We start from the raw sequence: 25,896 nt of genomic DNA, 5'->3' as shown, positions 1-25,896 counted from the left end.
CGCTGTCGTTCGTAGGAGTGCTCATGAGGAGTAGGCGCTGTTCTCGTGGACGTAGGCGTGGGTCAGGTCGTTGGTCCACACGGTCGCCCGCTCGGACCCGGACTTCAGGTCGATCGTCACGCTGACCTCCCGCGAGGTCAGGTCGACGCTCTCGGGGTCGGCGTGGGGGGTGGACTGCCGGCAGACCCAGACGCCGTTCATGGCGACGTCGAGGTCGGCGGGGTCGAAGGTGGCGTCGGTGGTGCCGATGCTGGCCAGCACCCGGCCCCAGTTGGGGTCGTTGCCGAAGATCGCGGCCTTGAAGAGGTTGGAGCGGGCCACGCTGCGACTGACCTCCACCGCCTCGTCCTCGGTGGCAGCGTTGAGCGTGGTGATCGCGATCTCGTGGTCGGCGCCCTCGGCGTCCTTGAGCAGCTGCATCGCCAGGTCGGTGCAGGCCTGGGTGAGCGCGGCGGTGAAGTCGTCGGGGCTGGGCGTGATGCCGCTGGCCCCGCTGGCCATCACGGTGACCGTGTCGTTGGTCGACATGCAGCCGTCGGAGTCGAGGCGGTCGAAGGAGACCCGGGTCGCGGCGCGCAGCGCGGTGTCGAGCTCGCCCGCGGGCACCACGGCGTCGGTGGTCAGGACCACCAGCATCGTGGCCAGCTGGGGCGCGAGCATGCCGGCGCCCTTGGCCATCCCGCCGATGCTCCACCCGGCGCCCTCGACCACGACCTGCTTGCTGACCGAGTCGGTGGTCATGATCGCCGCGGCCGCGTCGTCGCCGCCCTCGCCCGACAACGCGTCGTACGCCGCGTCGACGCCGGCGAGCACCTGCTCGCGGTCGTTGGTCAGGCCGATCAGGCCGGTGGAGCACACGACCACGTCGCCGGCCCCGATGCCGACGTGCTCGGCGACCCGCTCGGCGACGGCGTGCGTGGTCTGGAAGCCCTCGGGGCCGGTGTAGCAGTTGGCGCCGCCGGAGTTGAGGACGACCGCCTTGACGGTGCCGTCCTTGACGACCTCCTGGCTCCACAGGATCGGGTTGGCCTTGCAGCGGTTGGCGGTGAAGACCGAGGCGGAGTCGAAGCGCGGGCCCGCGTTGACGACCAGCGCGACGTCCTTGGCGCCGGTCGACTTCAGCCCGGCGGGGACGCCGGCGGCGGTGAAGCCCTGGGGGGTGGTGATGCTCATCAGGGTGCCAGTCCGATCGTGGTCAGGCCCGTGCCCTCGTCGAGGCCGAGCGCGAGGTTCATGCACTGGACGGCGGCGCCGCCGGTGCCCTTGGCCAGGTTGTCGACGGCGCCGACGGCGACCAGGCGCCCGGCGGTCTCGTCGACGGTGACCTGCAGCTGCACGGTGTTGGAGCCGGTCACCGACTTGGTCTGGGGCCACTGGCCCTGGGGCAGCACGTGGACGAACGGCTCGTCGGCGTAGGCCTCGGCGTAGACCGCGTAGGCCTGGTCGGCGCTCACCTCGCCGACCAGGTCGGCCGAGCAGGTGGCCAGGATGCCGCGCGGCATCGGCACCAGCAGCGGCGTGAAGCTGACCGCGACCGTGGCGTCGGTCAGCGCCGAGAGGTTCTGGGTGATCTCGGGCGTGTGGCGGTGGCCGCCGCCGACGCCGTACGCACTGGCGTTGCCCATGATCTCGGAGCCGAGCAGGTGGGCCTTGGCGGCCTTGCCGGCCCCGCTGGTGCCGCTGACCGCGACCACCGAGACGTTGGGCTCGATGATGCCGGCGGCGACGGCGGGGGCCAGGCTCAGCGTCGAGATGGTCGGGTAGCACCCGGGCACGGCGATGCGGCGCGCACCGCGCAGCTCCTCGCGCCGGCCGGGCAGCTCGGGCAGGCCGTAGGGCCAGGTGCCGGCGTGCTCGCCGCCGTAGAACTTCTCCCACTCCCCCGCGTCGCGCAGCCGGAAGTCGGCGCCGCAGTCGATGACGACGGTGTCGTCGCCGAGCTGGGCGGCGACCTCGCCGGACTGGCCGTGCGGCAGCGCGAGGAAGACGACGTCGTGGCCGCTCAGCACCTCGATGGTGGTGGGCTCGAGCACCCGGTCGGCCAGCGGCACGAGGTGCGGCTGCAGGGCCCCCAGCGGCTGGCCCGCGTTGGACGCGCCCGTCAGCGCGCCGATCTCCACCTCGGGATGGGACAGCAGCAGCCGCAGGACCTCACCTCCGGCGTACCCGCTCGCTCCGGCCACGGCCACTCGCACTCTCGCCATGTGCATGACTATACGCAGATCTGCATGTTCATGTGCAACCGGGGGGTGGGCGGCGGAGAACCCGGTGGCAGTGCGGGGCGTCGCGGCCTAGGTTCGCGACCATGACGGCACTCGAGCCCACCGAACTCCTGGCGCACCTGCACCGTGAGTCAACCCGCTTCCGCGAGGTGCTCGCCACCACCCCTGCGGTGGCGCGCGTGCCGGGCTGTCCCGACTGGTCGGCCGCCGACCTGCTGTGGCACCTCACCGAGGTGCAGCGGTTCTGGGCCGAGGTGGTGCGCACCCGCCCCGCGGCGCCCGCCGAGGACGCACCGGCCCCGGTGCGCCCAGCGGCGTACGACGACCTGCTGGCGCTCTTCGACCAGCACAGCGCCGCGCTGCTCGAGCAGCTGCGCGATGCCGACCCCGCCGAGCCGGCCTGGACCTGGTCGAGCGAGCAGACGGTGGGCTTCACCTACCGCCGCCAGGCGCTCGAAGCGCTGGTGCACCGCGTCGACGCCGAGCAGGCCGCGGGTGTGGTGACGCCGATCGACCCGGCGCTGGCCGCCGACGGGGTGCTCGAGGCGCTCGACGTGATGTACGGCGGCACCCCGCCCTGGGGACGCTTCGCCGGCGGGGGCGAGCACGTGCGGGTCGACTGCACCGACACCGGCGACCGGGTCTGGGTCGAGCTGGGCCGCTTCACCGGCACCGACCCGCGCACCGGCACGTCGTACGACGAGCCCGACATCGGGGTGGGCGCCGACCCCGGCCGCGCCCCGGACGCGGTGGTCTCCGGGCCGGCTCGGCTGGAGATCCTGGCCGGGTCAGGGTGAGATTTGGGACTGGTCAGCGCTGGGTGGCTCCGGTGCGCTCGGCTGCGAGGGCCACGGCGGCGTCGCGGGCGGTGGCCGCCTCGCCCTCGACCAGGGTGCGGTCGTGGGCGCGCAGGCGCAGCGCGAAGGCCAGGGACTTGCGCCCCTCCCCCACCTGGTCACCGGTGTAGACGTCGAAGAGGCGCACCGACTCGAGCAGCTCGCCCGCGCCCTCGCGCAGCGCCGCCTCGACCGAGGCGGCCGGCACGTCGGCGTCGACGACGAGGGCGACGTCCTCCTTGGCCACCGGGTAGGTCGAGAAGACCGGGGCGGGGCGCAGGTCGACGGCACGCTCGAGCAGCAGGTCGAGGTCGACCTCGGCGGCGACCGAGCGGGGCGGCAGGCCGAAGGCGGTGCAGACCCGCGGGTGCAACTCGCCGGCGTGGCCGACGACGACACCCTCGACCAGCAGCTCGGCGCAGCGACCGGGGTGCCAGGGGGCCAGGGCCGCGGCCCGGGTCTGCAGCTCCAGGCCCAGCGCGTCGCTCACGCCACGGACGGCCTCGACGGCGTCGGACCAGTCGACGTGGCGTCCGGTGCCCCACCAGCCCGAGGCGTCGGCCTCGCCGACGGCCACCAGGCCCAGGTGCACCGGCTGGGCCGGCAGCGCCTTCTCGAGCTCCTCGAGCTCGGCGTCGGTGGGCCGTCGGTCGACGGGCAGGATCGGCGCCGGGCCGCTGCCGCGCGGCGCGGTGACCGGCGCGCTCTCGAAGACGGCGAACGACGTGGTGCCGTGGCCGACGTTGCGCTCGGCGGCGCGCAGCAGCCCCGGCAGCAGGGTGCTGGTCATGTACGGCGCCTCGGCGCTGAGCGGGTTGCTCAGCCGCAGCAGGCTGCGCCGGTCGTCGTCGGGGGTCAGGCCCAGCAGGTCGAGGTCGCCGGTGCCGATGAACGGGAAGGTCAGCACCTCGACGAAGCCCTGGCCGGCCATCGTGCGCCCGACGCGGCGGCGGAGGCGCTGCTCGCGGGTCAGGCCGCGGCCCGACGGCGGGGTCGGCAGCACGGAGGGGACCTTGTCGTAGCCGACGACCCGCACGACCTCCTCGGAGAAGTCCTGGGGGTCGGTCAGGTCGGGGCGCCACGGCGGCGGGGTGACCTGGAGGTGCTCCCCCTCGACGACCACGTCGCAGCCCACGGCGCGCAGGTGCGCGACCGCGGTCTCGTCGTCGATCGGCATGCCGCTGACCCGGCGGGCCAGGCCCGCGTCGAGGCGCACGGCGTCGCGCGGCTGGGGCGCACCGACGACGGTGACGCCGGGCTCCGCCGTGGCGCCGCCGTACGTCGTCAGCAGCTCGACCACGCGGTCGGCCGCCGGCTCGCAGGTGGTCGGGTCGGCGCCCCGCTCGTTGCGCTTGCCGGCCTCGGAGCTGATCTTGTGGCGCTTGCCGGTGCGGAACATCGCGACCGGCTCCCAGTGGGCGGCCTCGACGAGGACCCGGGTGGTGGTCGCGGAGATCTCCGTGGCCTCGCCGCCCATCACGCCGCCGAGGCCGATCACGCCGGAGTCGTCGGTGACGACGAGGTCCTCGGGGTGCAGCTCGCGGTTGCTGCCGTCGAGGGTGGTCAGCCGCTCGCCGTCGCGGGCCCGGCGCACGCGCACGGTGCCCTGCACCTTGTCGCGGTCGTAGCCGTGGATCGGCCGGCCGGTCTCGAGCATCACGTAGTTGGTGACGTCGACGGCCAGCGAGATCGGGCGCATGCCGGCCATCCGCAGCCGGTCGGCGATGAAGGCCGGGGTCTCGGCGGCGGGGTCGAAGCCGCTGACGGTGCGGGCCACGAAGACCGGGCAGCCCTCGGGGTCGTCGACCTCGACGGCGTGACCCGCGTCGTCGGCCGGGGGCAGGTCGCGCTCGACGGGGTCGCGGAACGGGGCGTCGAAGCCCAGCGCGGCCTCGCGGGCGATGCCGCGCAGCGACAGGGCGTAGGCCCGGTCGGGGTTGATCTCGAACTCGATGATCTCCTCGTCGAAGCCGAGCAGCGGACGCACGTCCTGGCCGGGCTCCCCCGTGCCCGGCGGGAGCACGATGATGCCGTCGTGATCGGTGCCGAGGCCGAGCTCGGCGGCCGAGCAGATCATCCCGGCCGAGACGTGGCCGTAGGTCTTGCGGGCGCTGATCGCGAACCCGCCGGGCAGCACGCCGCCCGGCAGCACGGTGACGACCAGGTCGCCGGGGGCGAAGTTGTGGGCTCCGCACACGATGCCCTGCGGCTCGCCGGTGCCGTTGGCGTCGGCGACGTCGACGGTGCACCAGTTGATGGTCTTGCCGTTCTTCTGCGGCTCAGGCTCCATGGTGAGCACGCGGCCCACCACCAGGGGGCCGGTGATCTCCTCACCGGGGCGCTCGATCGCCTCGAGCTTGAGCCCGAGCATGGTCAGTCGGTCGGTGAGCTCCTCGGTGCCCACCTCGGCGGGCAGGTCGACGTGCTCACGGATCCAGGAGACGGGTGCCTTCATGATTCCTCAGATCTCGGTGCCGAATGCGGCGCTGAACCGGACGTCGCCCTCGAAGAGCGGGCGCAGGTCCTCCAGGTCGTGGCGGAACATGAACGAGCGGTCGATGCCCATGCCGAAGGCGAAGCCGCTGTAGACGTCGGGGTCGACGCCGCAGGCCACCAGGACCCGCGGGTTGACGACGCCGCAACCGCCCCACTCGATCCAGCCCTCGCCCCGGCAGGTGCGGCAGGAGTCCGCGTCCACGCCACGGCACACGAAGCAGCGCACGTCGACCTCGGCCGACGGCTCGGTGAAGGGGAAGTACGAGGGACGGAACCGGGCGGTGATCCCGTCGCCGAACAGCTGGCCGAAGAAATGGTCGAGGGTGCCCTTGAGGTGCGCCATCGTGATGCCCTTGTCGACCACGAGGCCCTCGACCTGGTGGAACATCGGGCTGTGCGTGGCGTCGTACTCGTCGGTGCGGAAGACCCGACCGGGGCACACGACGTAGATCGGTGGCTCGCGCGTGAGCATGGTGCGCGCCTGCACCGGCGAGGTCTGGGTGCGCAGCACGACGTGGTGGTCGGCCGGCTCGGTCCAGAACGTGTCCTGCATGGTGCGTGCGGGGTGGTCGGGGCCCAGGTTGAGCGCGTCGAAGTTGAGCCACTCGGCCTCCACGACCGGGCCCTCGGCGACCTCCCAGCCCATCGCGACGAACAGGTCGGCGATCAGCTCGGACTGCAGCGTGAGCGGGTGCCGGCTGCCGGGGCGGCGCCGGTCGGTGGGCAGGGTGACGTCGACGGTCTCCTCGACCAGCATCCGCTCCTCGTGCTCGGCCTCGAGCACCACCTGGCGGTCGGCGATCGCCGTGCTGACGTCCTTGCGGGCGCGGCCGATGCGCTGCCCGGCGTCCTTGCGGGCCTGCGGGGGCAACGCCCCGATCTCGCGGTTGGCCAGCGCCAGCGGCGAGCGGTCGCCCGCGTGCTCGAGGCGCGCCTGCTTCAGCGCCTCGAGGTCGCCGGCCTGCTCGATCGCGGCGATCGCGGCGTCACGTGCCGCCTCGACCTCCTCCGCCTGGAGCGGGGTGACCTCGACGGGGTCGTAATCGGTGTTCGGGCCCGACATCACTGCCTCTCGCTGGGTGCTCGCGCGCAGTCTACGGACGACCGCGACCGGCTCAGGCCTCGGGACCGACCGGCCACGTCACCTGCACCCGCGCGCCCCCGCCGGGCGCGTCGGTGATGGTGACCGAGCCCCCGTGGGCACGGGTCAGGCCGCCCACGATGTACATGCCCAGGCCCGAGCCTCCGCGGGCCCCACTCTTCCAGAACTTGGTGAAGACGCGGCGCCGCAGCTCCTCGGGGATGCCCTCGCCCTCGTCGTCGACGCACAGCCGCACCGCGCCTCCCGCCTCGGCGGACCCCGGGGCCCCGGCGGCCAGCGCCTCGAGCCGCACCCGCACCGTGCCGTCGCCGTGCCGCACCGCGTTCTCGACGAGGTTGGTCACCACCTGGGCCAGCTTGTCGGGGTCGGCCAGCACGTCGGGGAGGTCGCCCGGGTCCTCCAGCAGCACCGGTCGCGACGTGGCCGCCTGCACCGAGGCGACCGCCCGCCCCACGACGACGCCCACGTCAGTGGGCCGGCGGTGCAGCTGGAGCCGCCCGGTGTCGATGCGCGCCACGTCGAGCAGCTCGGCGATCAGCCGGCTCAGGCGGTCGGAGTCGGAGCTGACCGTGGTGAGCATCAGCTTCTTCTGCTCGTCGTTGAGCTTGTCCCAGCGGTTCAGCAGGGCCTGCACGAAACCCTTGACGCCGGTCAGCGGCGAGCGCAGCTCGTGGGCGACGGTGGCGACGAGGTCGGAGCGCTCCCGGTCGAGGCGCGCCCGGCCCCGGCCCGAGCGCAGCGTCACCGCGACCCGGTCGACCGGGTCGCGCAGCGACGTGCGGTGGATGCGCGCGGCCACCAGCACCTCGCTGCCGTCGGGCAGCAGCCACGGCTGCTCCGGCACGGCGGTGCGGGTGGCCAGCCCCTCGAAGGGCGTGTTGCAGGCGCACCACGACTCCCCCTCGCGGTCCTGCAGGCGCAGCACCTCGGGCAGCGGCCGGCCCCGCGCCGCGTCGGCCTCGACGCCGAGCATCCGGGCCGCCGGGGCGGAGACGTGGCGCACGCGCCCGTCGGCGCCGGCCAGGACCACACCGTCGGGCAGGTCGTCCAGCAGCGCCCGCGCCTCGTCGGAGGGCGGGGGCGAGGCGACCGGCGGCATGGCCCCACCCTAGGAGGCCGCCACGACCCGGGTCAGGTACGCCGCTGGGTGCGGGCGGTCTCGTAGAGGCACAGCGCCGCGGCGGTCGAGAGGTTGAGGCTCTCGGCGCGACCGTGGATCGGGATCGAGACGCGGTGGTCGGCCAGGTCGGCGAGCTCGGCGGGCAGGCCCCAGGCCTCGTTGCCGAAGAGCCAGGCCACCGGCCCCGAGAGGGGCGCGGAGTCGTAGAGGTCGCGCTCGCCGGCACCGTCGGCGGCCAGCACCTGCAGGCCCGCGGCCTGCAACGCCCGCACCGCGCCGGCGGCGTCGGGGGCGACCACGACCGGCAGGTGGAACAGCGAGCCCACCGAGGCCCGCACGGTCTTGGGGTTGTAGGCGTCGACCGAGCTGCCGGCCAGCACCACGGCGTCGGCGCCGGCGGCGTCGGCGCAGCGCAGCACCGTGCCGGCGTTGCCGGGGTCGCGCACGTCGGCGCAGACCGCGACCAGGCGCGGCGCGGCGGCCAGCACGGACTCGAGGTCGGTGTCGAGGAAGCGGCACACCCCGACCAGCCCGGCCGGGCTGACGGCCTCGCTCAGCGAGGCCAGGGCGCGGTCGTCGACGAGGGTCCAGGCGACGCCGGACTCCTGCGCGGTGCCGGCCAGGGCGGCGTACCGCTCGGTGGCCGCGGGTGTCGCGAAGACCTCCACCAGCGCGCCGGGCACCTCGAGGGCGCCCTCGACGGCCTTCGGGCCGTCAGCGAGGAACAGCCGCCGCTCGGAACGGACCGAGCGGCGGCTGAGCCTGCGCGCGTCCTTGACGCGGGTGTTGCCCGCGACGAGGGGAGCCGAGGGGCCCGAGGGGCCCCAGGAGGAAGTCAGGCCGAAGCCTCCGCCTTGGGGGCGTTGACGTCCTCGGGCAGGGCGTTCTTGGCGGTCTCGACCAGGACGTTGAACGCCGCGATGTCGTTGACGGCCAGGTCGGCCAGGATCTTGCGGTCGACCTCGACACCAGCCAGGTTCAGGCCCTGGATGAAGCGGTTGTAGGTCATGCCCTGGGCACGGGCCGCGGCGTTGATCCGCTGGATCCACAGCTTGCGGAAGTTGCCCTTGTTCTTGCGCCGGTCGTTGTAGTTGTAGACCAGGGAGTGGGTGACCTGCTCCTTGGCCTTGCGGTACAGGCGCGAGCGCTGGCCGCGGTAGCCGCTGGCGCGCTCGAGGGTGGTACGACGCTTCTTCTGGGCGTTCACTGCGCGCTTGACGCGTGCCATGGTGTCTCCTTGGTGCTCTGCCGACCGTGGTGGTCGACGTCAGGGCCGGTGCGCCGGCCCGGTGGTTGACGGGTGGGCGAGGCTCAGATGCCGAGCATCTTCTTGGCGCGCGCGGTGTCGGCCTTGGCCACCTCGACGGTGCCGGTCATGCGGCGCGTGACCTTCGAGGGCTTCTTCTCGAGGTTGTGGCGCTTGCCGGCCTTCTCGCGAAGGATCTTGCCGGAGCCGGTCACGCGGAAGCGCTTGCCGGCGCCGGAGTGGCTCTTGTTCTTGGGCATCTGTGTCTCTCTCTCGTTGCGTGCTGCGGCAGTTCGGTGCGGGGCCGGTGCCGGCCCCGGGCGGTGCTCAGGCCTCGATCTCGGGATCGAGGTTCTCGGAGCGACCGCGCTCCTTCTTCGGAGCAGCCTGGCGACCGGCGTTGCGCTCGGTGCGCTCGGCGCGCTCCTCGGCCTCCTCGGCGGCACGCTCGGCGGCCTTGGCCTCCTTGGCCGCCTTGTGCTCGACCTTGGCCTCGGCCTTCTTCTTGTGCGGGCCCAGGACCATGGTCATGTTGCGCCCGTCCTGCTTGGGCGAGGACTCCACGAAGCCGAGCTCGGTGACGTCCTCGGCCAGCTTCTGCAGCAGCCGGAAGCCCAGCTCGGGGCGGTGCTGCTCGCGGCCGCGGAACATGATCGTGATCTTGACCTTGTCGCCGGCGTTGAGGAACCGGACCACGTGACCCTTCTTGGTCTCGTAGTCGTGCGAGTCGATCTTGGGACGAAGCTTCATCTCCTTGATGATCACGTTCGTCTGGTTGCGCCGTGCCTCGCGCGCCTTCTGGGCGTTCTCGTACTTGAACTTCCCGTAGTCCATGAGCTTGCAGACCGGGGGGCGGGCCATCGGGGCGATCTCGACGAGGTCGAGGTCAGCCTCCTGGGCAAGGCGCAGCGCGTCGGCGGTGGGAACGATGCCGACGGTCTCGCCGCTGGGGCCAACGAGCCGGACCTCCTGGACGCGGATCCGGTCGTTGATTCGGAGCTCGGTGCTGATGTGTCCTCCTGGTGGGGATGTCCTCGGAGGTCCTCGCACAGGTCCCGGCCGTGGAAGAGGGCCGAGAAATGAACAAAGGCTTCCGCTTGCAGCAAGCGGAAGCCAGTCGCGACACGTCCCCCCTGACGCGGGGTTCAGCATCTACGCACGAGCACGGGTGCTCGTCCGGGACCGGACCCGACGACCTGTGGTGCTGGCGGTCGATGCGGGTGGGAGACGATCGTGCCTGGCCTCCGCTTGGAGATCAGCCTGCCTCGCACTCCTGGGCGGAGCACAGGACGGGCTGATCGGTCGTTGTCAGACTCTAGCCGACGCAGCGCCGCGCGCCCAAACCTCAGTCCCAGGCCCCAAGCCCCAGACCCCAGTCCCCAAGCCCCGGACCTCGGGCCGGTCAGGCCTCGCCGGGTCGCAGCCAGCCGATGCCCGCGCCCAGCCGCACCGGCTGCCACCCGGCGCCCAGCGCCTCGAGGTCGCCGCCCTGCACCACCAGCCGCGCGGGGCCGGCGACGTCGACCAGCAGCGCCGCCGCGCCCTCCTGCACCGCGGCCTGGGCGGCGTACGGCGCGGTGACCGGCACGGGCCGCGCCTGCGGGTCCCAGGCGGTCATCGCGGCGGTGCCGGTGAAGGAGAGCAGGGCGGTGCGCCCGTCGGCGCCGGTGAGCAGCACCGCGGCCATGTCGCTGGACTTGTCGTGGGCCAGCCCGCGCTCGTCGACCTCGACCTCGCCGAGCAGCGCCACCACCGGCACCAGCAGCCGGGCGGTGCGCAGCACCTCGAGGCAGGCCAGGTAGGTGTCGGGGTCGCGCGGGGCCGCGTCGTACGCCGCGAGCGCGGCCACGAGGGCCGGCTCGGCCTCGCCGGTGTCGTCGGGGAAGCCGGGGCCGGCCAGCAGGCGCTGGTGCGGGGCCTGGTCCGGGGTCTGGTCCGGGGTCTGGTCATGGTCGTGGTCGTCCACTCCCCCATCATCCCTGCCGGTCGCAGCGCCCACGCGCTGGCCTCCTGTGACACCCTGGAGGCATGGACGAGGCAGCCTGGACAGCGCTCGCGATCGCCTTGACCGTCGTGGGCGCTCTCGTCACGGTCTGGGCCTGGCGTCGCCGGGGTGCGGTGCCGGCCATGCGGGCCGCCGCGCTCACGCTGCTGGTGCCGGCGGCCTACCTGACCGGGACCCTCGAGATGTTCACCCGCATCGCCGGCGCGGTCTCCGACTGGGCGCTCGGGCTGGTGCTGAGCCCCGTGGTGTGGATCGGTGCGGCGCTGGCCGGCACCTCCGTGCTGCTGCTGGTCGGCGCCGGCCTGCTCGACCGGCGCTCCGGCTCGCGCCGGGTCGACGGCGCCCGGCGCGAGGAGCTGTCCTCCCCCGCCGGTGAGGCCGCGCCCGCCGACCGGGCGGGCAAGGGCAAGCCGGCGATCGACGACGACCTGGCCGACATCGAGGCACTGCTGCGCAAGCGCGGCATCTCCTGATGGCCCGTGGCACCGGCCCGGGCGACCCGGGCAGCGCGGCGGCGCGCAGCCGGCTGTGGGCCCGCCTCGACGCGGCGGTGCGCGCCCTGGAGGAGCCGGCGCCGACCCCGCTGCTGGTCGTGGACCTCGACGCCTTCGACGCCAACGCCGCCGACCTCGAGCGCCGCGCGGGCGGCACGCCGCTGCGGCTGGCCTCGAAGTCGGTGCGGGTGCCGGCCCTGATGTCGCGCGCCCTGGCCCGTGACGGCTTCCGGGGCGTGCTCGCCTACACCCTGGCCGAGGCGCTGTGGCTCGAGGAGCACGACGTCACCGACGACCTGCTGGTCGCCTACCCCACGGTCGACCGGGCGGCGCTCGCCGCGCTCGTGGTCTCGCCGCGGGCCGCGGGCCGGATCACGCTGATGGTCGACGACGTGGCCCACCTCGACGTCGTCGACTCGGTGCGCTCCTCGCGGGCGGTGCCGGTGCGGGTCGCGCTCGACGTCGACGCGGGCCTGCAGGCCGGCGGCCGGCACGTCGGCCCGAAGCGCTCGCCGCTGCGCGACGCCGAGGCCGTGGCCGCCCTGGCCCGCGAGGTCGTCGCCCGGCCCGGCTTCACGCTGGTCGGGGCGATGACCTACGAGGGCCAGGTGGCCGGGGTGCCCGACGACGTGCCGAGCGCCCGGGCCCGCTCGCTGGTGGTGCGCCGGCTCAAGGACGCCTCGCTCGCCCAGCTGGCCGAGCGGCGCCGACAGGTCCACACCGCGCTCGTCGACCTCGTCGGGCCCGAGGGGCTCGAGCTGTGGAACGCCGGCGGCACCGGGTCGGTCGAGACCAGCGCCGCCGACCCCGTCGTCACCGAGGTGGCGGCCGGCTCCGGGCTGCTGGTCCCGACGCTGTTCGACCACTACCGCTCCTTCGCCCCGCGACCTGCCGCGTTCTTCGGGCTCCCGGTGACCCGGCGCCCCTCCGCCGACGTCGCGACCGTGCACGGCGGCGGGCTGGTGGCCTCGGGAGCGGCCGGCCCCGACCGGCTGCCGACCCCCTGGGCTCCCCCCGGCCTGCGCCTGACCGGCCTGGAGGGTGCCGGCGAGGTGCAGAGCCCCCTGGTGGGTCCCTCGGCGGGGATGCTCTCGATCGGCGACCTGGTGTGGTTCCGGCACGCGAAGTCCGGCGAGCTGTTCGAGCACGGCCGCAGCGTGCGGCTGCTGACCGGCGAGCGCTTCGAGGCGGAGGTGGAGACCTACCGTGGCCTCGGTCTCGCCTTCTGAGGTGGCCCGCCTGGTCCTCGACCTGGCCACCAGCCGCCCGCCCACGCTGGGCGGCTCGGGCTGGCTGGTGTGCATCGACGGCCCCTCGGGCGCCGGCAAGTCCACCCTGGCCGACGCCGTCGAGCGGGCCGCGTCGGTGCGCACCCGCGTCGTGCGCCTCGACGACATGTACCAGGGCTGGGACGGCCTGCCGCACCTGCCCGACCAGCTCGAGCAGCTGCTCAGCCCCCTCGACCGCGACGCCGCCAGCAGCTACACCCGCTACGACTGGCGGGCCGGCGCTCCGGGCGAGGACGTGACCGTCACCCCGGTGCCGCTGCTGGTGCTCGAGGGCGTCGGCGCCGGCACGGCCCGCATCTCTCCCCTGACCACGGTGCTGGTCTGGGTCGACGCCCCCGCCGAGCTGCGCCGCCGGCGCGGGGTGGAGCGCGACGGCGACTCCTTCGAGCCGCACTGGGAGGCCTGGGCCGAGGCCGAGGCCCACCACTTCGAGCGCCAGGGCACCCGCGGCCGGGCCGACGTGCTGGTCGACGGCACCGGTCGCGTCCCGCCGCGCACGGTCGTGCCCGGCGCCGCCTCCTCGGACCACTAGGGTGCGGCGCATGCTTGCACCCAGCGGAGACCAGTTCGAGATCTCCGGCGGCGGCTACCGCGCCGTGGTCACCGAGAGCGGCGCCGCGCTGCGCGAGCTGTCGTACGCCGGTCGGCCGCTGGTCGACGGGTTCGGCCTCGAGGAGCACTCCTGGGGCGGGCGCGGCCAGCTGCTGGCGCCCTGGCCCAACCGGCTCGCCGAGGGACGCTTCAGCTTCGGCGGCCACGAGCTGGTCCTGCCGCTGACCGAGCCCGAGCTGCGCAACGCCTCCCACGGGCTGGTGCGCTGGGCGGCGTGGACCCTGGAGGAGCACACCGCCCACTCGGTCTCGCTGACCTACCGCCTGATGGCCCGCCCGGGCTGGCCCTGGACCCTCGACCTGCACGTCGTGCACGACCTGTCCGCCGACGGCCTGACGGTGACCGTGACCGCGACCAACATGTCGCCCGAGGAGGCGCCGTACGCCGCCGGCTCGCACCCCTACCTGTGCGTCGGGGCGGGCCCGGTCGACCAGCTCGAGCTGACGCTGCCGGCCGCGACCGCGCTGCGCACCGACGAGCTCAAGCGCCCGGTCGGCTCCGAGCAGGTCGAGGGCGGCGAGCTCGACTTCCGGATCTCCCGGCCGCTGCGCTCGACCGTGCTCGACACCGCCTTCACCGACCTCGAGCGCGACGAGTGGGGCCGGGCCACCACCACCCTGCGCGACCCGCGCAGCGGTGAGGGCGTGAGCCTGTGGGTGGATCCGGCCTGGACCCACCTGCAGGTCTACACCGCCGACGACGCGGGCCCCAGCGCCCGCCGCTCGCTGGCGGTGGAGCCGATGACCGCGCCGCCCGACGCGCTGCGCTCGGGCACCGACCTGGTGGTCCTGGCACCGGCCGGCAGCCCCGGCGACGAGCACTCGGGCTCGTGGGGCGTCCGCGCCGTCGACTGACCGGCCGCGACGACCGGCCCGCGCTCAGCGCGCAGGATCGTCGACGAGCGAGCGCAGCTGGCGCACCGCCCGCTGCGCGCGGGCGCCGTCGGAGCCCTGGATGCCCATCGCGGCGATGGTGGTGCCGTCGGTGAGGTCGAGGGTCGCCCAGGGTGCGCCGGGCGGCATCCGCACGCTGACCACCTGCTCCCACGCCAGCTCGCGGCGCCGGAAGCCGTTGACGACCACCAGGCGGCCGCGCTCGGCGACCACCCGCGAGCGCACCAGCGCGAAGATGGAGCCGAACCCCAACGCCCCCAGGAAGACCAGCGTGCTGCGCTGGAAGAGGGTGAACCGGGCCCGCACGTCGGGCCCGAAGCTGATCCAGGCCGCGGCGAAGACCACGAGCAGGCCGACGCCCAGCCCGATGCCCACGATGCGCGGACCCAGCGGGCGGTAGGTCACCGGCAGCGCCGGCGCCCCGCCCTCAGAGGCGGCAGGCATGGATGTCGGTGAGGAGGATGCCGCGGGCCCCGAGCTGCCACAGCTGGTCCATCAGCCGCTGCGCACCGGCACGCGGCACCATGGCCCGCACCGCCGACCAGCCCTCGCGGTGCAGCGGGGCGACCGTGGGGCTCTCGATCCCGGGGGTCAGGCGCACCGCGTCGGCGACCTGGTCGCTGGGGATGTCGTAGTCCATCATCACGTAGCTGCGCGCCACCAGGACGCCCTCGATGCGGCGCTTGAGCGACTCGAAGCCCTCCGGGACGTCGCCGGAGCGGGTGATCAGCACCGCCTCCGACTCCAGGATGGTCTCGCCGAAGACCTCGAGGCCGGCCTGGCGCAGCGTGCTGCCGGTCTCGACGACGTCGGCGATCACGTCGGCGACACCCAGCTGGATGCTGGTCTCGACGGCGCCGTCGAGGCGGGTGACGCTGGCCTCGATGCCGCGCTCCTCCAGGAACGAGCGGACGACCCCGGTGTACGACGTCGCGATCCGCGCGCCGGCGAGGTCGGAGAGCTCGGTGTAGCGCCCGGGGCGCGCGGCGAAGCGGAACCGGCTGCGCCCGAAGCCCAGGTCGAGCGCCTCGTCGGCCTTGGCTCCCGAGTCGCGCAGCAGGTCGCGCCCGGTGATGCCGACGTCGAGGGTGCCCTCGCCGACGTAGAGCGCGATGTCGCGGGGGCGCAGGTAGAAGAACTCGACGCCGTTCTCGGCGTCGGTGAGCGTGAGCTGCTTGGAGTCCTCACGCTGGCGGTAGCCGCTCTCCTTGAGGATCTCGGAGGCGGAGACGGACAGCGATCCCTTGTTGGGGACCGCCACTCTCAGCAACGACATGGCGGTGGCCTCTCAGAGGTGGGTGTAGACGTCGTCGAGCTCGAGGCCGAGCCCGAGCATCAGGACCTGCACGTGGTAGAGCAGCTGGCTGATCTCCTCGGCCGCGCGCTCCTTGCCCTCGTGCTCGGCGGCCATCCAGGACTCGGCGGCCTCCTCGACCAGCTTCTTGCCGATCGCATGGACCCCGGCGTCGAGCTCTCGCACGGTGCCCGACCCCTCGGGACGGGTCCGGGCCTTCTCGGCCAGCTCGGTCCACAGCTCCTCGAACGTCTTCACGAGGCACCAGCCTAGGTGGTGGGGCCCCGGCGCCCGGTACCGGATCGCGGGAACGAGACCTGCACGACACCATGGTCGCGTGGACGCCCCTCACCCCCTGGCCGGTCTGCGCTGGCCCCGCCCCACCGACCGCGCCTCGCTGCGGCCCGCCGAGCCCGACGACGCGGAGGCGGTGTGGGCCTACCGGCGCCGTGACGACGTGGGTCGGTGGCTGGGCGGACGCACCGAGGACCTCGACGCCTTCCGCGAGTGGTACGCCCGCCCGGACCGGCTGGCCAAGACGCTGCTGGTCGAGCACGACGGCCGGGTCGTCGGCGACCTGATGGTGTCGGTGGGCGACGGCTGGGCGCAGCTCGACGTGGCCGGGCGGGCGCACGCGGTGGAGGCGGACCTCGGCTGGGTCCTCGACCCGGCGTACGCCGGCAGGGGGCTGGCCACCGAGGCGCTCGAGGCGGTGCTGGCGATCTGCTTCGACGACCTGGGGCTGCGCCGGGTCACCGCCGACTGCTTCGCGGCCAACTCGCCGTCGTGGCGGCTGATGGAGCGGGTCGGGATGCGCCGCGAGGCGCACCGGGTCGCCGAGTCGCTGCACCGCGACCTGGGCTGGGTGGACTCCTACGCCTACGCGCTGCTGGCCGACGAGTGGCGCGCGCGCCTCACCGACGCCGGCCGGCCAGGCGCCACCAGGTCGCCAGCAGGCTGACCCCGGCCAGCACGAGCGCCGTCGCCAGGCCGACGAGGTCGAGCCCGGTCCCGCGGTCGGTGGCGCCCCCGGTCAGGGCGGCCGCGCCGAGCACGCCGGCGCCCACGCCCAGTCCGAGCAGCACCAGGGCCGCGCTGCGCAGGCCGGGGCGGCGCCGCCAGCGCTCGGCGACCGGGGGCCGGGGCCGCGAGCGGTCAGCGCCTCGGCCCAGCGCCGTCTCGGCCCCCAGCCACACCAGCACCCCCGCGGCCACCACGACCGCGACCACCACTCCCGTCAGCCCTGCGCTCATCGCCCCAGCCTGTCAGAGCCGACGCCGCGGGCGGACGTGGTAGAGATCTCCCAGGTTCCGGGACCAGCACGAAGGAGAAGCCGATGGTCGAGCCTGGCCAGGACGACCTCGCCGAGCGGGCCGCGCGCCACGACGCGCTGCGGCGCGAGGCGCTCGGTCAGCCTTCGGGCGAGCACACGACGGCCTCGGGGCGGTGGCGGCCCTGGGCGGTCATCGTCGTGGCCTCGATCGGCCAGGTGCTGGGGTGGCTGCTCGTCGGCGCAGGCACAGGCGGCCGCCAGGACGACTCGAACGTCGTGCTGCTCGCCCTCGGGGTCGTGGTCGCCGGCGTCTCGGGCATCTACCTGGCCATCGGCGTCATCGCGGAGGGCATGCGGCTGGGTGCCGCCTGGATCGCCGAGGACCGCCCGGGGCACCGCCGCACGTCCTGACGCGGCAGCGCCCCGCGGGCTCGACCGGCTCAGCCGCGCAGCGAGCCCAGCGTGCGGGCGGTGTGCAGGGCGGCGGCGGTGGCCTCGTAGCCCTTGTCCTCCTTCGACCCCTCCAGCCCGGCGCGGTCGAGCGCCTGCTGGTCGTCGTCGCAGGTCAGGACCCCGAAGCCCACCGGCACGGTGTGGTCGAGGGCGACCCGGCCCAGGCCGTCGGTGGCGGCGTTGCACACGTAGTCGAAGTGCGGGGTGCCGCCGCGGATGACGACGCCCAGGGCGACCACGGCGTCGTAGCCCCGCTCGGCCAGGGCCGAGGCGACCACGGGCAGCTCGAAGGTGCCCGGCACCCGCACGACCTCGAGGTCGCGCACCGAGAAGTCGTCGGCCGCGCGCCGGGCGCCGGCGAGCAGTCCGTCCATCACCTCGGTGTGCCAGGAGGCGGCGACGACGGCGACGCGCAGGTCGCTGCAGTCGACGGGCTCGGCGGTGGGGGCTCCGTGGCCGCTCATCAGACAGCTCCGTTCGTGGCAGGGTCGACAGCGGGGTCGACGAGGTCGGGCAGCACGTGGCCCATCCGGTCGCGCTTGGTCAGCAGGTAGCCCAGGTTGTGGTCGTTGGGGTGCGGGGTCAGCGGGACCCGCTCGGCCACCGGCACCCCGAAGTCCTCGAGGCTGCTGACCTTGTCGGGGTTGTTGGTCATCAGCCGCACCGAGCGCACCCCGAGGTCGCGCAGGATCTGGGTGGCCGTGCCGTAGTGGCGCGCGTCGGCCGGCAGGCCCAGGTCGAGGTTGGCGTCGACGGTGTCGCGCCCGCCGTCCTGCAGCTGGTAGGCCTGCAGCTTGCCGAGCAGGCCGATGCCGCGGCCCTCGTGGCCGCGCAGGTAGACCACGACCCCGCGGCCCTCGGCCACCACCCGCTCGAGGGCCTCGTCGAGCTGGGGCCCGCAGTCGCAGCGGAAGGAGTGCAGCACGTCGCCGGTCAGGCACTCCGAGTGCACCCGGGTCAGCACCGGCTCGTCGGTGGCCAGGTCGGCCGGGTCGCCGTGCACCAGCGCGACGTGCTCGGAGCCGTCGACGGTGATGCGGTAGCCGTAGGCCGTGAACTCGCCGTGGCGGGTGGGCAGCCGGGTCACCGCGGCCCGCTCGACCAGGGTCTCGTGGCGGCGGCGGTAGCGGACCAGGTCCTCGATCGAGATCATCGCCAGGTCGTGCTCGTCGGCGAACTCGCGCAGCTCGACGGCCCGCTTCATCGTGCCGTCGTCGTTGACCACCTCGACCAGCACGCCGGCCGGCGTGAGCCCGGCGAGCCGGGCCAGGTCGACCGCCGCCTCGGTGTGGCCGCGGCGCACCAGCACCCCGCCCTCGCGGTAGCGCAGCGGGAAGACGTGACCGGGGCGGGTGATCTCCCAGGGCTCGGTCGCGGAGTCGGCCAGCACCCGGGCGGTGTGCGCCCGGTCGGCGGCCGAGATGCCGGTGGAGACGCCGTCGCGGGCGTCGACCGAGATCGTGTACGCCGTGCGCAGCTTGTCCTTGTTGTGCGGGGTCATCAGCGGGATCTCGAGCCGGTCGAGCATGTCGGCGGGCATCGGCACGCAGATCACGCCGCTGGAGTGGCGGATGGTGAAGGCCATCAGCTCGGGCGTGGCCTTGGCGGCGGCGAAGATGATGTCGCCCTCGTTCTCGCGGTCCTCGTCGTCGACGACGACCACGGCCCTGCCGGCCGCGATGTCGGCGACGGCCCGCTCGACGCTGTCGAGGCGGACGCGCTGCAGCGTGGGGTTCTGCTCGCTCATGCGTGGTGCTCCTTCTGCTGGCTGCCGGGCAGCTGCGCTGCCAACAGCTTCTCGACGTGCTTGGCGAGGATGTCGACCTCGAGGTTGACCCGGTCCCCTGCCCGGCGCCGCCCGAGCGTGGTGCGTGCGAGGGTCTCGGGGATCAGGCTGATGGTGAAGCTGGTGGGACCGGCCTCGACGACGGTGAGGCTGACCCCGTCGACGGTGATCGAGCCCTTGTCGACGAGGTAGCGCGCCAGCCCGGGCGGCAGGGAGATCTCCACGACCTCCCAGTGCTCGCTGGGCTCGCGGCGCAGCACCTCGCCGACCCCGTCGACGTGGCCCTGGACGATGTGGCCGCCCAGGCGCTTCTCGGCGGTGACCGCGCGCTCGAGGTTGACCGGGTCGCCGGGGCGCAGGCCGCCCATCGACGTCTTGTCGAGGGACTCCTTCATCACGTCGGCGGTCCAGCCCCCGCCGTCGACGGAGACCACGGTCAGGCAGCAGCCGTTGACGGCGATCGAGTCGCCCAGGCCGGTGCCCTCGAGCACCTCGCTGGCGTCGATGGTGAGTCGGACGGCGTCGGTGAGGTCGTCGATCGCGGCGACCGTGCCGAGCTCCTCGACGATGCCGGTGAACATCAGGCGTCTCCTCGTGCGGGTGGGGTGGGGGCTGGTGGCGCGAGCGTGAACCGGACGTCCGGCTGCTCGCCGTCGACGACCGGGTCGAGCACCGCGACGTCGAGCACCTCGGGGCGCCAGGCCCCGGAGATGGTGGTGATGCCCAGGTCGGCCACGGCGCTGCGCCCGGCCCCGAGCAGGAACGGTGCGACGTAGGCGACGACCTCGTCGACGAGGCCGGCGGCCAGGAACGCCGCGGCCAGGGTGGGTCCGCCCTCGAGGAAGACGTGGCGCCGCTCGCGGGCGGCGAGCTCGGCCAGGGCCTCGTGGGGGTCGCGGGTGCGCAGGTGCAGGGTGGGCGCGTCGTCGACGCCGGCGACCGGGGCCAGCACCCGCGCGGCCGGGTCGAGGTCGCGGCGCCCCATCACCACGCGCAGCGGCTGGCGCGGCAGCGGCCGGTCGTCGGCGTCGCGCACGGTCAGCAGCGGGTCGTCGGCGGCGACCGTGCCGGTGCCGATCAGCATCGTGTCGGCGAGCGCCCGCAGCCGGTGCGTGTCGCGGCGCGCGGCGGTGCCGCTGATCCAGCGGCTGGTCCCGTCGGCCGCGGCGCTGCGCCCGTCGAGGGTGGTCGCCAGCTTCCAGGTCACGAACGGGCGGCCGTGCTCGACCGCGAAGGTCCAGACCCGGTTGAGGGCGGTCGCCTCGGCGGCCATCAGCCCGGCCTCGACCTCGATGCCGGCGGCACGCAGGGTCTCGACCCCGCCGGTCGCGAGCGGGTTGGGGTCGCGCTGGGCCAGCACCACGCGGCGTACGCCGGCGGCGACAAGGGCCTGCGAGCACGGGCCGGTGCGGCCGGTGTGGTCGCACGGCTCGAGGGTGACCACGGCCGTCGCGCCGCGGGCCTCGGCCCCGGCCCGGGCCAGCGCGTCGACCTCGGCGTGCGGGGTGCCGGCGCCGCGGTGGTGGCCCTCGGCGAGGGTGCTGCCGTCGGGGCGCAGGAGCACGCACCCGACCCGGGGGTTGGGGTGCAGCGGGGCGCCGGGGCGTGCGGCGAGCTCGAGCGCACGACGCATCGCGTCGCGCTCGACGTCGCTCGTGCCGGCCATCTGCGCCGCCCTTCTCGGTCCGTCGCGGACCCCGGGGCTGACTGCGGACCCACGCCGCGCGCGAAGCGTCGGCGGATGAGCCTGCTGTGCGTGCACTTCCCATCCGGACTTTGACCGTCGGTCCAGGACTCACACCTGGTCAACCGGTCACTGGCGGTGACCGGGTCGCGGACTTCCGGCCTCTCGGCCAGTCACCGCCGGCTCGGATTTTCACCGACCCCAGAGCACGCGAGCAATGTTCACTCGTCCCCCGCAGTCTCCCACACACGGCGCCGTCGACGGGGGTGAGCCCCACCACACGGTTGGGCTGGGCGAGGGCCGGGCGTCAGCCCTGGGCTGCGGCGGCGGAAGCGCGCAGCTCCTCGACCATCGCGTCGGGGTCCTCGGCGGAGTAGACGGCCGACCCGGCCACGAACACGTCGGCGCCGGCCTCGGCGCAGCGCTCGATGGTCTCGAGCGAGACGCCGCCGTCGACCTGCAGCCAGGTCTCGACGCCGTGCTTGTCCATCAGCGCGCGGGCGCGGCGGATCTTGGGCAGCACCAGGTCGAGGAACTTCTGGCCGCCGAAGCCGGGCTCGACCGTCATCAGCAGCAGCATGTCGAGCTCGGGCAGCAGGTCCTCGTAGGGCTCGACCGGGGTGGCCGGCTTGAGCGCCATGCTGGCCCGCCCGCCCGCGGAGCGGATCTCGCGCGCCAGGCGCACCGGTGCGGCGGCCGCCTCGACGTGGAACGTCACCGACGCGGCGCCGGCCTCGACGTACGCCGGGGCGTGCCGGTCGGGGTCGTTGATCATCAGGTGCGCGTCGAGCGGGGTGCCGGTCGAGCGCGCGATCGCCTCGACCATGGTCGGGCCGAAGGTCAGGTTGGGCACGAAGTGGTTGTCCATCACGTCGACGTGCACCCAGTCGGCGCTGGGGATGCGGGCCACCTCCGCCCCGATGCTCGCGAAGTCGGCGTTGAGGATGCTCGGAGTGATCTGGATGCCCACGAGACGTCATCCTCCCAGACCGGCCACCGGCTCGAGGAGGCGCTCCTGCTCGACCAGCGACAGGGCCGGCGTCCCTGGACATCACACCTCCCCCTCCTCGACGGGCAGGTCGTCGCGGTCGGCCCACTCCAGCAGCGGCGCGACGTCGAAGGGGTGCTCGTCGATCGCCTCGTGCAGGTCGCCCACCTCGGCGAAGCGCTGCGGCACGGTGGCGATGGTGAGGTCGCGCGGGTCGGCGTCGTCCACCTCGTCCCAGCGCAGCGGCGTCGAGACACGGGCGTCGGGAAGCCCCCGCACCGAGTACGCCGCCGCGATGGTGTGGTCGCGGGCGTTCTGGTTGTAGTCGACGAAGACCACCGCCGGGTCGCGGTCCTTGGTCCACCAGGTCGTCGTGACGTCGGGGCTGCGGCGCTCGACCTCACGGGCGAAGGCCAGCGCCGCGCGGCGGACCTGGGCGAAGCCGTGCTCGGGCGGGATCCGGACGTAGACGTGCAGGCCCTTGCTGCCGCTGGTCTTGGGGAAGCCGGTCGCCCCGAGCTCGTCGAGCACCTCGTGCACCACCCCGGCCACGCGCTGGACCGTCGCGTAGTCGCACTCGGGACCCGGATCGAGGTCGATGCGCCACTCGTCGGGCTTCTCGGTGTCGGCGCGCCGACTGTTCCACGGGTGGAACTCCACGGTCGACATCTGCACCGCCCAGATCACCGAGGCCAGCTCGGTCACGCACAGCTCGTCGGCGGTGCGGTCGAAGCGCGGGAAGTGCAGCTCGACCGTCTCGACCCACGCCGGGGCGCCCTTCGGCAGCCGCTTCTGGTGCACCTTCGGGCCGGCCAGGCCCTTCGGGAAGCGGTGCAGCATGCAGGGCCGCTCCCACAGCGCGTTGACGATGCCCGGGCCGACCGCCAGGTAGTACTCGACGAGGTCGAGCTTGGTGGCGCCCGACTCGGGGAAGTAGACCCGGTCGGGGTTGCTGACGCGCACGACCTTGTCGTCGACCTCGATCTCGACGGCGGGCGGCTGGGCTGGCATGGCCCGAGCCTAGGGTGGCGGCCATGGACTTCGACCAGCCGCCGGTGGTCGGCGTGGAGGTCGACCCCGGGCGGGCGCCCCGCTCCGGCGTCTGGCCGATGACCATCCCGGCCGTGGCCCAGCTGGCACGCGAGGGCCTCGAGCTGCCGCGGGGCGTGACCTTCCTGGTCGGCGAGAACGGGTCGGGCAAGTCGACGCTCGTCGAGGCCGTGGCGGCGGCGTACGGGCTCTCACCGGAGGGCGGCTCGACCGGCAGCCGGCACCGCACCCGCACCTCGGAGTCGCCGCTGGCCGGTGCGCTGCGGCTGCGGCGCGGGCTGGGCGCCGGTCGCTGGGGCTTCTTCCTGCGCGCCGAGACCATGCACGGCTGGTACACCTACCTCGAGGAGAGCCTGACCGACCACCCGGCGGGCGCGCGGCGTCCCGACGAGCCGGCCTTCCACGAGATGAGCCACGGCGAGTCGTTCCTCTCGGTGCTCGCCCACCGCTTCGACGGCTCCGGCTTCTACTGCCTCGACGAGCCGGAGGCCGCGCTGTCGTTCTCCTCCACCCTGGGCCTGGTCGCCGCGCTCGACCGGGTGGTCGACGACGGCGGTCAGGTGCTCTGCGCCACCCACTCCCCCGTGCTGGCGGCGATGCCGGGCGCCACCATCCTCGAGGTCGGCCCGTGGGGCCTGCGCCGCACCACCTGGGAGGACCTCGAGCTGGTCCAGCACTGGCGCCGCTACCTGGACGAGCCGGGCCGCTACCTGCGGCACCTGCGCGACGACTGAGGACGCCTGAGGACGGCTGGGTCAGCCGCGGCGCAGCAGCGCCATGAACATCGCGTCGGTGCGGTGCCGGTGCGGCCACAGCTGCACGGTGCCGGCCAGCGGCCCCTCGGCGCCGGGCACCGCGGCGTGCTGCGGGCCCAGGTCGACCAGCTCGGCGCCGGGGACGGCCCCCAGTGTCGCGGTGACCACCTCGCGGGTCTCGGCCAGCACCGGCGAGCAGGTCGCGTAGAGCACCAGGCCGCCGGGGCGCACCAGGTCGAGCGCCGAGGCCAGCAGCCGGCGCTGCAGGTCGACCAGCACGTCGAGGTCGTCGGGGCGGCGCCGCCAGCGCGACTCCGGCCGGCGGCGCAGCGCCCCCAGGCCGGTGCACGGGGCGTCGACGAGCACCCGGTCGAACGACCCGGCCGCCAGCGGCGGACGGGTGCCGTCGGCGGTGACCACGCCGCGCACGCCGTCGGCGCCGGCCAGCGCGCGGCGCACCAGCTCGGCGCGGTGCGGCTGGCGCTCCACGGCCAGCAGGTCGGCGCCACGGCCGGCGGCCAGCGCCGCCAGCAGGGCGCTCTTGCCGCCGGGGCCCGCGCACAGGTCGAGCCAGTGCTCGTCGGGCCCCTCGAGCGGGGCATCGGCCAGGGCGACGGCGACGAGCTGGGAGCCCTCGTCCTGCACCCCGGCCCGCCCCTCGGCGACCGCGGGCACCTGACCGGGGTCGCCGGAGCCGAGCACGACGCCGTACGGCGACCAGGGGGTGGGCTCGCCCGGCAGCTCGTCCCGGGTGCTCCGGCCGGGGCGGGCCACGAGCGTCACGGCCGGCGCGACGTTGTCGGCGGCCAGCAGGTCGCCGACCTCGGCTCCTGCGCCGACCCCCTCCAGCGCGGCACCGAGGGCCTCCACGACCCACGTCGGGTGGCTGTGCACCAGCGCGTCGTGGCCGACCGGGTCGGCGTCGCGCGCGGGGGCCAGCTCGACGAGCCAGGCGTCGAGGTCGCGCTGCGAGACCTTGCGCAGCACCGCGTTGGCGAACCCGCCGGCGCCGGGGCCGACCTCGGAGCGCACCAGGTCGACGGTGGTGGAGATCGCGGCGTGCTGGGGCACCCGCATCGCGAGCAGCTGGTGGGCGCCCAGCCGCAGGGAGTCGAGCACCTTGGCCTCGATCTTGCGCAGCGGCCGGTCGGTGCATGCGTCGAGCACGGCGTCGTACGTCGCGCGGCGGCGCAGCGTGCCCGAGGCCAGCTCGGTGGCGAAGGCGGCGTCGCGCCCCCCGAGCCCGTGCTTGCGCAGCAGCGCCGGCAGCGCCAGGTTGGTGTAGGCGTCCTGCACGCGCACGGCCTTGAGGACCTCGAAGGCGACCTTGCGGGCCGGGTCGACCCGCGCCCTGCCCACCTCAGTCCTCGGCCGGGTCGCCGAGGCGGGCGCCGCTGGCCAGCCGGGCCCCGCGGGCCCAGTCGGCCGCGGCCATCTGCTTCTTGCCGAAGGCCTTGACCTCGCCCAGGCGCACCGCACCGCTGCCGGTGCCGACCACGACGTGGTTCTTGCCGACCGCCAGCTCGCCCGGCGGGAGGCTGCCCTCGGCGGGGGTGACCGGGCCGATCTTGATGCGCTCGCCCTCGAAGAGCGACCAGGCGCCCGGGAAGGGCGTGCAGGCGCGGATCCGCCGGTCGACGGCGGCCGCGGGCTCGCTCCAGTCGACCTTCGCGTCCTCGACGAGGATCTTGGGCGCCATCGACACGCCGTCCTCGGGCTGCTCGCGCGCGACGAGCGAGCCGTCCTCGATGCCGTCGAGGGTCTTGACCAGCAGCCCGGCGCCGCCTTCGGCGAGGCGGGTCAGCAGGTCGCCGGCGGTGTCGTGCTCGCGGATCCGCTCGGTCATCACGCCGAAGGTCGGGCCGGCGTCCATGGCCTTGACGATGCGGAAGGTGGTGGCGCCGGTGACCTCGTCGCCGGCCCAGATCGAGTGCTGCACCGGCGCCGCGCCGCGCCAGGCGGGCAGGCACGAGAAGTGCAGGTTGACCCAGCCGTGCTCGGGGATGTCGAGGGCCGACTGCGGCAGCAGGGCGCCGTACGCCACGACGGGGCAGCAGTCGGGGCGCAGCGCGCGCAGCGCCTCCTGGAACTCCGGCTCCCGGGGGTGCTCGGGCTTGAGGACGGGGACGCCGAGCTCCTCGGCGCGCTGGGCCACGGGGCTGGCCACCAGCTTGCGACCGCGCCCGGCCGGGGCGTCGGGGCGGGTGACGACCCCGACGAGCTCGTGCTCGGAGGCGACGATCGCGTCCAGGGCGGGCAGGGCGACCTCGGGGGTGCCGGCGAAGACGACGCGCATCA

30 protein-coding genes and 1 riboswitch are annotated in these 25,896 nt (G+C 74.4%); of the genes, 8 read left to right on the top strand and 22 right to left on the bottom strand.

The features are described 5' to 3' along the window. Positions 1-21: 21 nt before the first annotated feature. On the bottom strand, positions 22-1,173 hold the full coding sequence (gene argJ, locus ABKW28_RS10395; RefSeq protein WP_348609073.1) for a bifunctional glutamate N-acetyltransferase/amino-acid acetyltransferase ArgJ: 1,152 nt from the start codon (positions 1,171-1,173) through the stop codon (positions 22-24). Continuing rightward, on the bottom strand, positions 1,173-2,210 hold the full coding sequence (gene argC, locus ABKW28_RS10390; protein ID WP_341229992.1) for an N-acetyl-gamma-glutamyl-phosphate reductase: 1,038 nt from the start codon (positions 2,208-2,210) through the stop codon (positions 1,173-1,175). Before argC ends, argJ begins: the two co-directional genes overlap by 1 nt. Before the next feature lie 95 nt (positions 2,211-2,305). On the opposite strand from argC, the gene ABKW28_RS10385 reads away from it, so the two are divergent. After that, positions 2,306-3,019, top strand: coding sequence for a maleylpyruvate isomerase family mycothiol-dependent enzyme (locus ABKW28_RS10385; protein ID WP_348609070.1), 714 nt, complete (start codon positions 2,306-2,308; stop codon positions 3,017-3,019). 13 nt (positions 3,020-3,032) lie between these two features. On the opposite strand, the gene pheT is transcribed toward ABKW28_RS10385, so the two are convergent. The 8 genes from pheT to ABKW28_RS10345 all read right to left on the bottom strand — a co-directional run bounded on the left by pheT (position 3,033) and on the right by ABKW28_RS10345 (position 10,988). Beyond that, positions 3,033-5,513 (bottom strand): phenylalanine--tRNA ligase subunit beta, encoded by a 2,481-nt coding sequence (pheT, locus tag ABKW28_RS10380; protein ID WP_348609067.1) that lies wholly within the window; start codon positions 5,511-5,513, stop codon positions 3,033-3,035. A 6-nt stretch (positions 5,514-5,519) separates the two neighbouring features. Beyond that, entirely contained in the window at positions 5,520-6,617 is a 1,098-nt protein-coding gene (gene pheS, locus ABKW28_RS10375; protein ID WP_348609064.1) for a phenylalanine--tRNA ligase subunit alpha, read from the bottom strand. A 52-nt stretch (positions 6,618-6,669) separates the two neighbouring features. Continuing rightward, positions 6,670-7,755 (bottom strand): PAS domain-containing sensor histidine kinase, encoded by a 1,086-nt coding sequence (locus ABKW28_RS10370; protein ID WP_348609061.1) that lies wholly within the window; start codon positions 7,753-7,755, stop codon positions 6,670-6,672. A gap of 32 nt (positions 7,756-7,787) precedes the next feature. Next, positions 7,788-8,459, bottom strand: a complete 672-nt coding sequence (locus ABKW28_RS10365; protein ID WP_348609058.1) for an RNA methyltransferase — start codon at positions 8,457-8,459, stop codon at positions 7,788-7,790. 152 nt (positions 8,460-8,611) lie between these two features. Beyond that, positions 8,612-9,004, bottom strand: a complete 393-nt coding sequence (gene rplT, locus ABKW28_RS10360) for a 50S ribosomal protein L20 (protein ID WP_179616426.1) — start codon at positions 9,002-9,004, stop codon at positions 8,612-8,614. 83 nt (positions 9,005-9,087) lie between these two features. Next, positions 9,088-9,282 (bottom strand): 50S ribosomal protein L35, encoded by a 195-nt coding sequence (gene rpmI / locus ABKW28_RS10355; RefSeq protein WP_179616425.1) that lies wholly within the window; start codon positions 9,280-9,282, stop codon positions 9,088-9,090. Positions 9,283-9,349: 67 nt separating this feature from the next. Further along, positions 9,350-10,072, bottom strand: coding sequence for a translation initiation factor IF-3 (gene infC / locus ABKW28_RS10350; protein ID WP_341229822.1), 723 nt, complete (start codon positions 10,070-10,072; stop codon positions 9,350-9,352). Between the two features lie 352 nt (positions 10,073-10,424). Beyond that, positions 10,425-10,988, bottom strand: a complete 564-nt coding sequence (locus ABKW28_RS10345) for an SseB family protein (protein ID WP_348609055.1) — start codon at positions 10,986-10,988, stop codon at positions 10,425-10,427. A 62-nt stretch (positions 10,989-11,050) separates the two neighbouring features. Here ABKW28_RS10345 and ABKW28_RS10340 point away from each other — a divergent pair, with 62 nt between their 5' ends. Genes ABKW28_RS10340 through ABKW28_RS10325 form a run of 4 tightly spaced genes read left to right on the top strand, consistent with a single transcriptional unit; the run spans position 11,051 to position 14,276 of the window. Continuing rightward, positions 11,051-11,500, top strand: a complete 450-nt coding sequence (locus ABKW28_RS10340; protein WP_348609052.1) for a hypothetical protein — start codon at positions 11,051-11,053, stop codon at positions 11,498-11,500. Beyond that, positions 11,500-12,750, top strand: a complete 1,251-nt coding sequence (locus tag ABKW28_RS10335; RefSeq protein ID WP_348609049.1) for an amino acid deaminase/aldolase — start codon at positions 11,500-11,502, stop codon at positions 12,748-12,750. Before ABKW28_RS10340 ends, ABKW28_RS10335 begins: the two co-directional genes overlap by 1 nt. 1 nt (position 12,751) lies before the next feature. Further along, a complete protein-coding gene (locus ABKW28_RS10330) occupies positions 12,752-13,342 on the top strand; it encodes a 4-amino-4-deoxy-L-arabinose transferase (RefSeq protein WP_307822742.1) in 591 nt (196 codons plus the stop codon). Between the two features lie 10 nt (positions 13,343-13,352). Beyond that, the gene (locus tag ABKW28_RS10325; RefSeq protein WP_193670770.1) at positions 13,353-14,276 is read left to right on the top strand and encodes an aldose 1-epimerase family protein; all 924 of its coding nucleotides are present in this window, start codon (positions 13,353-13,355) and stop codon (positions 14,274-14,276) included. A gap of 24 nt (positions 14,277-14,300) precedes the next feature. On the opposite strand, the gene ABKW28_RS10320 is transcribed toward ABKW28_RS10325, so the two are convergent. Genes ABKW28_RS10320 through ABKW28_RS10310 form a run of 3 tightly spaced genes read right to left on the bottom strand, consistent with a single transcriptional unit; the run spans position 14,301 to position 15,867 of the window. After that, positions 14,301-14,759, bottom strand: a complete 459-nt coding sequence (locus ABKW28_RS10320) for a PH domain-containing protein (protein WP_193670771.1) — start codon at positions 14,757-14,759, stop codon at positions 14,301-14,303. After that, positions 14,743-15,591 (bottom strand): ATP phosphoribosyltransferase, encoded by an 849-nt coding sequence (gene hisG / locus ABKW28_RS10315; protein ID WP_193670772.1) that lies wholly within the window; start codon positions 15,589-15,591, stop codon positions 14,743-14,745. The genes ABKW28_RS10320 and hisG overlap by 17 nt, the downstream gene beginning before the upstream one ends. Positions 15,592-15,603: 12 nt before the next feature. After that, complete coding sequence (locus ABKW28_RS10310) at positions 15,604-15,867, bottom strand: phosphoribosyl-ATP diphosphatase (RefSeq protein ID WP_179616417.1); 264 nt, start codon at positions 15,865-15,867, stop codon at positions 15,604-15,606. Positions 15,868-15,946: 79 nt separating this feature from the next. Between ABKW28_RS10310 and ABKW28_RS10305 the strand changes: the two genes are divergently transcribed. After that, on the top strand, positions 15,947-16,570 hold the full coding sequence (locus ABKW28_RS10305) for a GNAT family N-acetyltransferase (RefSeq protein WP_348609046.1): 624 nt from the start codon (positions 15,947-15,949) through the stop codon (positions 16,568-16,570). Here the strand turns inward: ABKW28_RS10305 and ABKW28_RS10300 are convergent. Next, positions 16,524-16,862: a hypothetical protein gene (locus ABKW28_RS10300; protein WP_193670774.1), complete on the bottom strand. Its 339-nt coding sequence runs from the start codon at positions 16,860-16,862 to the stop codon at positions 16,524-16,526. The genes ABKW28_RS10305 and ABKW28_RS10300 overlap by 47 nt on opposite strands. Before the next feature lie 83 nt (positions 16,863-16,945). Here ABKW28_RS10300 and ABKW28_RS10295 point away from each other — a divergent pair, with 83 nt between their 5' ends. Further along, on the top strand, positions 16,946-17,293 hold the full coding sequence (locus ABKW28_RS10295) for a hypothetical protein (protein WP_348609043.1): 348 nt from the start codon (positions 16,946-16,948) through the stop codon (positions 17,291-17,293). A gap of 29 nt (positions 17,294-17,322) precedes the next feature. Here the strand turns inward: ABKW28_RS10295 and ribH are convergent, their stop codons facing one another. The 6 genes from ribH to ligD all read right to left on the bottom strand — a co-directional run bounded on the left by ribH (position 17,323) and on the right by ligD (position 22,804). Next, positions 17,323-17,799, bottom strand: coding sequence for a 6,7-dimethyl-8-ribityllumazine synthase (ribH, locus tag ABKW28_RS10290; protein ID WP_348609040.1), 477 nt, complete (start codon positions 17,797-17,799; stop codon positions 17,323-17,325). Then, positions 17,799-19,082 carry a bifunctional 3,4-dihydroxy-2-butanone-4-phosphate synthase/GTP cyclohydrolase II gene (locus ABKW28_RS10285; RefSeq protein ID WP_348609036.1) on the bottom strand — a complete coding sequence of 428 codons (1,284 nt, stop codon included), beginning with the start codon at positions 19,080-19,082 and terminating at the stop codon, positions 17,799-17,801. The genes ribH and ABKW28_RS10285 overlap by 1 nt, the downstream gene beginning before the upstream one ends. After that, positions 19,079-19,702: a riboflavin synthase gene (locus tag ABKW28_RS10280; protein ID WP_348609034.1), complete on the bottom strand. Its 624-nt coding sequence runs from the start codon at positions 19,700-19,702 to the stop codon at positions 19,079-19,081. Before ABKW28_RS10280 ends, ABKW28_RS10285 begins: the two co-directional genes overlap by 4 nt. Continuing rightward, on the bottom strand, positions 19,702-20,787 hold the full coding sequence (gene ribD, locus ABKW28_RS10275) for a bifunctional diaminohydroxyphosphoribosylaminopyrimidine deaminase/5-amino-6-(5-phosphoribosylamino)uracil reductase RibD (protein ID WP_348609031.1): 1,086 nt from the start codon (positions 20,785-20,787) through the stop codon (positions 19,702-19,704). Before ribD ends, ABKW28_RS10280 begins: the two co-directional genes overlap by 1 nt. Before the next feature lie 86 nt (positions 20,788-20,873). Next, positions 20,874-21,019, bottom strand: a riboswitch (FMN riboswitch). A 93-nt stretch (positions 21,020-21,112) separates the two neighbouring features. Beyond that, entirely contained in the window at positions 21,113-21,775 is a 663-nt protein-coding gene (rpe, locus tag ABKW28_RS10270) for a ribulose-phosphate 3-epimerase (protein ID WP_348609028.1), read from the bottom strand. A gap of 81 nt (positions 21,776-21,856) precedes the next feature. Beyond that, positions 21,857-22,804 carry a non-homologous end-joining DNA ligase gene (ligD, locus tag ABKW28_RS10265; protein WP_348609026.1) on the bottom strand — a complete coding sequence of 316 codons (948 nt, stop codon included), beginning with the start codon at positions 22,802-22,804 and terminating at the stop codon, positions 21,857-21,859. A 23-nt stretch (positions 22,805-22,827) separates the two neighbouring features. Between ligD and ABKW28_RS10260 the strand changes: the two genes are divergently transcribed. Continuing rightward, complete coding sequence (locus ABKW28_RS10260; protein ID WP_348609019.1) at positions 22,828-23,577, top strand: AAA family ATPase; 750 nt, start codon at positions 22,828-22,830, stop codon at positions 23,575-23,577. A 21-nt stretch (positions 23,578-23,598) separates the two neighbouring features. On the opposite strand, the gene ABKW28_RS10255 is transcribed toward ABKW28_RS10260, so the two are convergent. Further along, positions 23,599-24,957 carry a transcription antitermination factor NusB gene (locus tag ABKW28_RS10255; protein WP_348609016.1) on the bottom strand — a complete coding sequence of 453 codons (1,359 nt, stop codon included), beginning with the start codon at positions 24,955-24,957 and terminating at the stop codon, positions 23,599-23,601. Between the two features lies 1 nt (position 24,958). Next, positions 24,959-25,894 (bottom strand): methionyl-tRNA formyltransferase, encoded by a 936-nt coding sequence (gene fmt, locus ABKW28_RS10250; protein ID WP_348609013.1) that lies wholly within the window; start codon positions 25,892-25,894, stop codon positions 24,959-24,961. Positions 25,895-25,896 lie beyond the last annotated feature (2 nt).

Source organism: Nocardioides sp. 31GB23 (assembly GCF_040012395.1).
Classification (GTDB): domain Bacteria; phylum Actinomycetota; class Actinomycetes; order Propionibacteriales; family Nocardioidaceae; genus Nocardioides; species Nocardioides salarius.
This window is presented reverse-complemented; position numbering and strand designations above follow the sequence as displayed.